The organism is Falsiroseomonas sp., assembly GCF_041690465.1.
GTDB lineage: Bacteria > Pseudomonadota > Alphaproteobacteria > Acetobacterales > Acetobacteraceae > Falsiroseomonas.
The window spans coordinates 20,770-28,936 of sequence record NZ_JAWLHG010000050.1; the positions used below are offsets into that span (position 1 = coordinate 20,770).

General features: G+C 70.1%; 6 protein-coding genes. All 6 read right to left on the reverse strand.

Translation table 11 applies throughout. The features are described from left to right. The 6 genes from ACESM1_RS26755 to ACESM1_RS26780 are packed head-to-tail and all read right to left on the reverse strand — an operon-like array spanning position 1 to position 7,533. The gene (locus tag ACESM1_RS26755; protein ID WP_372624283.1) at positions 1 to 975 is read right to left on the reverse strand and encodes a tripartite tricarboxylate transporter substrate binding protein; all 975 of its coding nucleotides are present in this window, start codon (positions 973 to 975) and stop codon (positions 1 to 3) included. Continuing rightward, positions 972 to 2,486 (reverse strand): tripartite tricarboxylate transporter permease, encoded by a 1,515-nt coding sequence (locus tag ACESM1_RS26760; RefSeq protein ID WP_372624284.1) that lies wholly within the window; start codon positions 2,484 to 2,486, stop codon positions 972 to 974. Before ACESM1_RS26760 ends, ACESM1_RS26755 begins: the two co-directional genes overlap by 4 nt. Continuing rightward, entirely contained in the window at positions 2,483 to 2,968 is a 486-nt protein-coding gene (locus ACESM1_RS26765; protein ID WP_372624285.1) for a tripartite tricarboxylate transporter TctB family protein, read from the reverse strand. The genes ACESM1_RS26760 and ACESM1_RS26765 overlap by 4 nt, the downstream gene beginning before the upstream one ends. 1 nt (position 2,969) lies before the next feature. After that, positions 2,970 to 4,577, reverse strand: coding sequence for a hydantoinase B/oxoprolinase family protein (locus tag ACESM1_RS26770; protein ID WP_372624286.1), 1,608 nt, complete (start codon positions 4,575 to 4,577; stop codon positions 2,970 to 2,972). Next, complete coding sequence (locus tag ACESM1_RS26775; RefSeq protein WP_372624287.1) at positions 4,574 to 6,673, reverse strand: hydantoinase/oxoprolinase family protein; 2,100 nt, start codon at positions 6,671 to 6,673, stop codon at positions 4,574 to 4,576. Before ACESM1_RS26775 ends, ACESM1_RS26770 begins: the two co-directional genes overlap by 4 nt. Next, positions 6,670 to 7,533 carry an aminotransferase class IV gene (locus ACESM1_RS26780; RefSeq protein ID WP_372624288.1) on the reverse strand — a complete coding sequence of 288 codons (864 nt, stop codon included), beginning with the start codon at positions 7,531 to 7,533 and terminating at the stop codon, positions 6,670 to 6,672. The genes ACESM1_RS26775 and ACESM1_RS26780 overlap by 4 nt, the downstream gene beginning before the upstream one ends. Between the last annotated feature and the right edge of the window lie 634 nt (positions 7,534 to 8,167).

Here is an 8,167-nt window from a genome sequence, read left to right on the forward strand (position 1 = left end):
CTATCTCGCGGCGTACCGGCCGAGCTTCAGCTCCTTGATCAGCGCCTCGAAGGAGCGGATGTCCTCGGCCATGATGCGCGCGGCACCGGCGGCGTCGTTGCGCAGTTCCGCCACCGCGATCTCATCCATCACGCGCTTGAAGTTCGCGTCGTTGGAGGCTTGCAGGAAGGCATCCTGCAGCCGCTTCACCACTGGCTGCGGCATGTTGGCCGGGCCGGCGATGCCGAGCCAGGAATTCATCGACCAGTCGAAGCCGAGTTCGCGGATGGAGGGCACGTTCGGCAGCGAGGGCACGCGCTCGCCCATCAGCGTGGCGAGCAGCCGCACCTGGCCGCTGGCGACATGCGGCAGCACCTCGCCCGAGACGACGACGCTGGTGATGTGCCGGCCGAGCAGCGCCGTGACCGCCGGGGCGCCGCCCCCGAACGGCACGAAGCTGACCTGCGCACCGCGATCCTGCGCCAGGCGGGCCATGCCGAGATGCGAGCTGGCACCGATAACGGAGACGCCCACCGTCACCACGCGGGGATTCGCCTTGGCGAAGTCCAGCAGCTCCTGCAGGGTCTGGTACTGGCTGTCGGCGCGCACCGCGATGAAGGTGTTGAAGGCGCCATAGGTCATGATCGGCGTGAAGTCGGTCGCCGAGTTGTACGGCACGTCGCGCATGTTGGGCGCGATCGCGGTCAGGATCGCGGTGGAGTTGACCAGCGTGTAGCCATCCGGCGCTGCGCGGGCCACTTCCTGCATCGCCTGCGCCCCGCCGCCGGCCGGCCGGTTCACCACCGTGATGGGCTGCCCGAGGATCGGCTCCGCCGCCTTGACCAGCGCGCGCGCCGTAAGGTCGGACCCGCCGGCTGGCGAAAAGGGGATTACCAGGGTGATCGGTCGCGTCGGGAAGTCCTGCGCGCCTGCCGGCGCGGCGATCAGCGCGGCGCCGGCCGCGAGCGTCATCCGGCGTGTGATACGATCGGTCATGTAGTTCTCCTTCCTCCCATTATGCGTATCTGGATCCAGCGCAATGCCGGCCAGCAGAGCACGAGCGCAGCCAACGCGAACAGGGCGGCCGAGATCGGCTTCTCCACCAGGATCATCGGGCTGCCAAGGCCGATCAGCAGCGACTGGCGGATGGACTTCTCCAACAGCTCGCCCAGCACGAAGGCCAGCATGAAGGGTGCCGGGTCGAGCCGCACCAGCCGCAGCAGAAAGCCCACGACTCCGAAGATTGCCACCATCATCACGTCGAAGGCGCTGTTCTGCAGGCTGTAGGCGCCGACGACGCAGAACAGCAGGATCAGCGGCGCCAGGATGCGCTGCGGCACCCGCAGCAGCGCAACGAAGACCGGCAGAAGCGGTACGTTCAGCACCAGCAGCATCAGGTTGCCGATCAGCATGGAGGCGATCACGCCCCAGAACAGTTCCGGCCTTTCGGTCGCCAGCATCGGTCCCGGTGCGATGCCCTGGATCATCAGCGCGCCGATCATCACGCCCATCACCACGTTGGATGGGATGCCGAGCGAGAGCAGCGGCACGAAGCTGGCCTGTGCCGCGGCGTTGTTCGCCGTCTCCGGTCCCGCTACGCCCTCGATAGCGCCCTGGCCGAAGCGCGAGGGATCCTTCGCCAGCCGCCGCTCCATGACGTAGGACGCGAAGGAGGAGATCAGCGCGCCGCCGCCCGGCAGCAGCCCGAGCGCGAAGCCGAGCACCGATCCGCGCGCGATCGGCCCCGAGGAGGCGCGCCAGTCGGCCCGGTCCGGCAGCAGCGCGCGCAGGCCGCGCGGGCTGTCCACCATCTGCGTCGAGCCCTCCTTCGCCGCCGCGAGCGTCAGCACCTCCGCCACGCCGAACAGGCCCATCGCGAGCACCGCGATGTCGAGCCCGTCCTGCAGCTCCAGCACGCCGAAGGTGAAGCGCGTCGTGCCCTCGATCGGGTCGAGCCCGACGGTGCTGCCCCATAGGCCGAGCGCGGCCATCAGCAGCGCGCGGATACGTGGCCCTTCCCCGATCTGCGTCACCAGCACCAGGCCGAGCACGACCAGCGCGGTGTATTCCGCCGGCCCGAAGGCCAGCGCGACATCGGCGACCGCCGGGCCCGCCAGGGCGACGCCGAGCGTCGCGACGACGCCCGCGATGAAGGAGCCGAATGCCGAGATGCCGAGCGCGGGGCCAGCGCGCCCGCGTCGCGCCATCTCATGCCCGTCTATGCAGGTGACGATGGAACTCGCCTCACCCGGGATCTTCACCAGGATCGAGGTGATGGAGCCGCCATACATCGCGCCGTAATAGATGCCGGACAGCATGATCAGCGAGGAGGTGGCGTCCAGCCGGAAGGTGATCGGCAGCAGCAGCGAGATCGTCGCGGTCGGCCCCAGGCCGGGCAGCACGCCGACCGCGGTGCCGAGCGCAACGCCGAGCAGGCACCACAGCAGGTTGCCGAACGAGAGCGCGATGCCGAACCCCTGCCCAAGTCCGATCAGCGATTCCATCATGTGGGCAGCACGCCGTGCGGCAGCGGTACGCCGAGCAGCACCTCGAACAGCAGCCAGCCGAGCGCAATGGTGACGCCGGCGATGGCGAGCGATGGCAGCCAGCCCATGCCCTCGCCCACGCGCATCAGCAGGGTCAGCGCGATCGCGCCGGAGGCCGCGAAGCCGAGCGTCGCAAAACTTGCCGCCCAGATCAGCACGATGCCGGCATAGACCAGCAGCCGCCGCCAGACCCGCGCCTCTTCGCGGCCAGTCGCGGCGCCGCGCTCCGCGAGAAGAGCACTGCCAAGCGCCCCCAGGGCGCACAGCACGGCCAGCCCCGCAGCGAGCGTGGGGAACAGCCCGGGACCCGGCTGGAAATCGCCCCAGAGGGGGTAGCCCAGCGACAGCACTAGCGCACCGATCGTCAGCAGCAGCACCAGGCCGAGCGCCGCCGCATCCCATCGTCCGGACAGCGCGACCTCGGGGGCGGCGCCGTCCTCCATCTCAGCAACGACCTTCCGCCAGGTCCCGCGCGCGCAGCGCCGGATCGCGCATCGTGGGATCACCGAAGCCGCCGCCGCCGGGCAGCTCCAGCGTGAAGACGTCGCCCTGCTTCAGCTCGAAGGGGCGCTCCCCTTGCACCGGCTGGCCGTTCAGCAGCACGCGCTCGAGCGCGCCGTTCACGCCGCCCTGGCGGCCGAGCGGCGGGAAGCGCAGGCGCTGGGAGAGGATCACCATATTGGCGCCCTCCGGGTTCACCACTTCCAGCACCACCCGCTGCCCGTCGCCACCGCGCCAGCGCCCGGCGCCACCGGAGCCGAGCCGCAGCGTCTTCTCGCGGATGCGCACGGGCAGCACCGCTTCCAGCACCTCGATCGGCGTGTTGGAGACATTGGTCGGGAAACTCAGCGTGTCCGGCCCGTCGGAGCCCGGCCGCGCGCCGAAGCCGGCGGAGAAGAAGAAGATTGCCGCGAAGGGCCTCTGCCGCCCGTCGCGCATGGCCTGCCCGCGAATGGTGAAGCCGTGCAGTGGGATAGCGGATTCCGCCGGTACGCGCTCGGGCAGCGCCAGCGCCAGCGCGTTCAGCACCGCGCTGGTGGTGTAGTGGCCGACCGTGGCGCGCGCCTCCACCGCCGCCGGATAGCGCGGATTGAGGAAGGTCCCTTCCGGCGCGTCGATGCTGATCGGCAGGACATTGCCCTCGTTGTTCGGCACCTCCGGCAGCAGCACGCATTTGAGGGCATAGGTCGAATAGGCCCGCGTGTAGCCGAGCACCGAATTGAGCGGAGAGGCGTTCTGCGGGGCGGAGCCCGTGTAGTCCACCGCCATGCTGTCGCCGCGCACGCGGATGGTGCAGACCATCTTCAGCGGACGCTCGGTGTCGAAGCTGTCCACCATCGTCGTTGCCTGGTATTCGCCGTCCGGCACCTCGGCGATGGTGCGCCGCATCGCGGCCTCGGAGCGACCGATGATCTCGCCGCCGATTGCGGCGAGGTCCGGCAGGCCATACTCGACGAGCAGCGCGGAGACGCCCTGGCCCATCTTGTCCGATGCGCCGACCATGGCGTGGATGTCGCCCAGCACCTCCTCCGGCACGCGCACGTTGCGCGCCATGATCTCGGCCAGCGTCTCGTTGAGGCGTCCTTCCTCCCGCCATTTCAGGATCGGGACCTGCAGCCCTTCCTCGTAGATGTCGCGGTTGTCCGGCGCGCGCCGGCGGCCGCCAATATCCGACATGTGCGCGATGACGCCGGCCAAACCTACCAGCGTGCCGCGATGGAAGATCGGTGCGGCGATAGTGAGATCGGGCAGGTGGCCGGTCCCGATCCAGGGATCGTTGCTCATCACCACATCGCCGGGACGCCAAGTGTGAGCGGGATACCTGGTGAGGAAGGCGCGGGCCGACATGGGCAGCGTGCCGATGAAGCTCGGCACGCTGCGCGTCGCCTGTGCCACCGCGCGGCCGGTGGGGTCCAGCACCATGCAGGTATAGTCGTGGCTCTCCCGCACCACCGTGGAGAAGGACGTGCGATGCAGCGTGAGCGCCGCCTCGTCCACCGCGGAAACCAGCCGCGTCCACAGCACCTCGACGCTGATCGGATCGAGGATCATCGGCGCGGCTCCGTCTCGATCAGCAGGTGGCCGAGTTCGTCCCGGCCGAAGGTCGCGCCTGGGCCGATGACGACGGAGGTCTCGCGTTCCTCCACGATGGCGGGTCCGGAGAAGCGTGCGCCCGCGGGCAGCGCGTAGCGGTCGTAGACGGTCACCTGCACCGGCTCGCCGAGCCGCTCGAAACGTGCGGCGCGCCTGCCCTTGACAGGATCGCCGCCGCGGCCGGGTGGCTGGCGCAGCTCCGGCGGCGCCTTCACCTGTTCGACCCGGGCGCGAAGATTCGCCACTTCCAGCGGCACCCGCGGCGGCGCATGGCCGTAGACGCCCGCATAGGTCGCCGCGAAGGCACCGGCGAGCGGCTGCACCGCATCGGCCGAGACCGGCACGCCTTCCGGCAGCCGCACGCCCACGGCATAGCCCTGCCCCTCGCAGCGGAGCTCGAACTCCAGCTCCATCCGTGTCGTCGCATCCGGTCCGGCCAGGCCGGCGATCAGCGCCTCCGCGCCCGCGCGCATCGCCGCGACGCGCGCTGCCACCGCCGGCCAGTCCAGCGCAGCGAGCGGCGCGCGCAGGGCGGCCACCATGTCCACCGCGGGCGGCGCAACCAGGCAGCCGATGGCGCTGGCCACGCCGGCGCCGAATGGGATCACCACGCGCGGGATGCCGAGCTTGCGCGCCAGGGCCCAGGCATGCACCGGCCCGGCGCCGCCGAAGGCGATCAGCCCGAAGCGCCGCAGATCCACGCCCTGCTCCGCGGCATGGGCGCGGATGGCGGCCGCCATGTGCTCGTTGACGATGTCGTGGATGCCGAAGGCGGTCTGCGCAGCATCCAGCCCGAGCCGGCCGCCCAGCGCTCCCATCGCACCCGTCGCGCCCGCCACGTCGAGCCGCATCGCGCCGCCCAGGAAAAAGCCGGGATCGAGGTAGCCGAGCAGCAGGTCGGCATCCGTCACCGTCGGCTCCGTCCCGCCGCGCCCGTAGCAGACCGGCCCCGGGCGCGCCCCGGCCGAATGCGGCCCGACCGTCAGCAGCCCGAGCTGGGAAAGACGCGCAATGGAGCCGCCGCCGGCGCCGATCTCCAGCAGCTCCACCGCGGAAATCTGCAGCGGCAGGCCGGAGCCGCGCTTGAAGCGGTGCACATGCGCCACCTCGTACTCGTGCGTCACGGCCGGTGTCCCGCCGCGGACCAGTGACATCTTGGCCGTGGTGCCGCCCATGTCGAAGGCGACCGCATCCGCCCCGCCCAGCGCCTGGCGTGCGACATAGGCGGCCGCCGCTGCGCCCGCCGCGGGACCGCTCTCTATCATCCGCACCGGGTGGCGTGCGGCCACCTCCCGCGCATCGCCGATGCCGCCATGGGAGAGCATCAGCGAGAGTTGCTGCCCGATGCCCGCGCGGCGCAGCCCCTCGTCCAGCCGCTCGACATAGCGCCGCATCATCGGCTTCACATAGGCATCCACCGCGACCGTGGAGCTGCGCTCGTATTCGCGTGCCTCGCCCGCAACCTCGGAGGAGACGCTGATCTCCACCTCCGCCGGCAGCGATGCGCGCAGGATCTCCGCCACGCGACGCTCATGCGCGCCATCGACATGTGCGTGCACTAGGCAGATCGCCACCGCCTCCACGCCTGAGGCACGCAGCGCCGCCGCGGCCTCCGCGACGGAACCCTCGTCCAGCGGCTCCAGCACCTCGCCGCGGTAGTCGAGCCGTTCCGTCACCTCCAGGCGACGTGCGCGCGGCACCAGCGGCTCGGGCAGGGTGATGCCGAGGTCGTAGATGTCGTAGCGTGCCTCACGTCCCGCGGCGAGCACGTCGCGGAAGCCGGCGGTGGTGACGAGGCCGGTCACCGCGCCCTTGCGCTCCAGCACGGCATTGGTCGCGACCGTCGTGGCGTGCACCACGTCGCGCACCGCGCCGGGCGTCACCCCGGCCTCCGCCAGCGTGCCCTGCGCGCCCTCGAGCGAGCCGATGGACTGGTCCTCCGGCGTCGAGAGCACCTTGCCGAAGCGCAGTGCGCCGCTCGCCTCGTCCATCAGCACGACGTCGGTGAAAGTGCCGCCGACGTCGATCGCCAGCCTGGCCGGGCGCCCGCTCATGGCGCGGCCCCGCCGAGCATCGGCGTCAGCCAGCCCCGCCGCGCCGGCAGCGCGCCACGCACCGCGTCGAAATAGACCTGCTGCACGCGGCGCGTCACCGGCCCAGGCTGGCCGTCCCCCAGCTTCAGGCGGTCCACCGAAAGGATCGGCTGGATCTCGTTGCCCGACCCGCAGAGGAAGGCCTCCTCGGCGGCGTAGAGCTCGGTACGGGCGATCGGTCGCTCCTCCGCCGCGATGCCGAGTTCGTCGCGCGCCAACTCCAGCACTGTGGCGCGGGTGATGCTCTCCAGTATGTCGTCGGTGTGCGAGGGCGTGATCAGGCGCCCTTCGCGCACGATGAACACGCAGGCGCCCGGCGTCTCCGAGACGTGGCCGGAGGCGGTGAGCAGGATCACGCCACCATAGCCGTCGGTCTTCGCCTGCAGGCCGGATAGGCGCCCGTTGTTGTAGTTCGCGGTGACCTTGATCCGCGGCGGCATCGCATTGTCGCCGATCCTGGTCCAGGAGGAGACGGCGACGTGGATGCCCTCCCTGACCCGCGGGTCAGCGTCGCGCGGCAGTGCGGCCATGCCCCATCCGATCGGGCCGGTGGCTGTCTGCTCGCCATCGCCGTCCACCCAGACCATCAGGCGGATGTGGCAGTCGCCCGCGATCCGGTTGGCCCGGATCAGCTCGCGTAGCGCTCGCCTCATCGCCTCGTCGGGTGGCGGGTCGTCGAAGCGCATGACATGCATGGAGAATCGCAGCCGATCCAGATGCTCGCGCAGCCGGAAGACATGCACCTCCTTCAGTGCCGCGTCCTGGTAGCCTCGTAGACCCTCGAAGGTGCAGGCGCCGTACTTGAAGGCAGGCGTCAGCATGTGCACGGATGCTGACCCGTAGGTAACCAGCTGCCCGTTGAGGGAAAGCAGCTCTGGTGGTTTGCCCATTTGCTTCTCCGGCGGCGCACGGCGATAATAGACGTGATCACCAGCGCGGCAAGTCAGCTGTGCGCGGACGCATCTCACCGCCGCGTGGACTTGGCATCGGCTAGGTGCAGAGTGAGAAGCGGTGTCGGCGAGAAGTACCTGGTTGCGGTCACCGCTGCGCGCCGCCGACCGGTGAGGCGGACACAAGCCATATTCCCCGACAACAAGTAGCTGAACGTTACCCGTTATGATCACCAGTTCAGCCTGCGGCGCAACCGCTGGCGTGGCCGTGAGCCCGCCACCAAGGCCGAACGGCGGATGTCGCTGGGGGGTTGCGGCTTGGCGGAATGCGGCTTCGTGCTGCCGGGCAGGATCACACCAACCTGCCACGCGCTCACCAGCCAGGATAGCGCTCCCAGACTTCCTCGGCATTTATCCGACCACTCGCGGCGGAGTCGAGATCGTCGGCGATGCGTGTGATCTCGACGCTGTATTAGCCAGGACTTGATCTGACAGACGGCGCTGGCTGTTCGAGCCGTTGGGCGTGTCTGTTGTGGTCAGTGGCGCATGATCTTCTCCCTGGCGA

Bases quoted from the DNA above. Each gene is read 5' to 3' on its own strand.
- ACESM1_RS26755 (WP_372624283.1), bottom strand. From the start codon at position 975: ATGACCGATCGTATCACACGCCGGATGACGCTCGCGGCCGGCGCCGCG.
- ACESM1_RS26760 (WP_372624284.1), bottom strand. From the start codon at position 2,486: ATGATGGAATCGCTGATCGGACTTGGGCAGGGGTTCGGCATCGCGCTC.
- ACESM1_RS26765 (WP_372624285.1), bottom strand. From the start codon at position 2,968: ATGGAGGACGGCGCCGCCCCCGAGGTCGCGCTGTCCGGACGATGGGAT.
- ACESM1_RS26770 (WP_372624286.1), bottom strand. From the start codon at position 4,577: ATGATCCTCGATCCGATCAGCGTCGAGGTGCTGTGGACGCGGCTGGTT.
- ACESM1_RS26775 (WP_372624287.1), bottom strand. From the start codon at position 6,673: ATGAGCGGGCGCCCGGCCAGGCTGGCGATCGACGTCGGCGGCACTTTC.
- ACESM1_RS26780 (WP_372624288.1), bottom strand. From the start codon at position 7,533: ATGCTGACGCCTGCCTTCAAGTACGGCGCCTGCACCTTCGAGGGTCTA.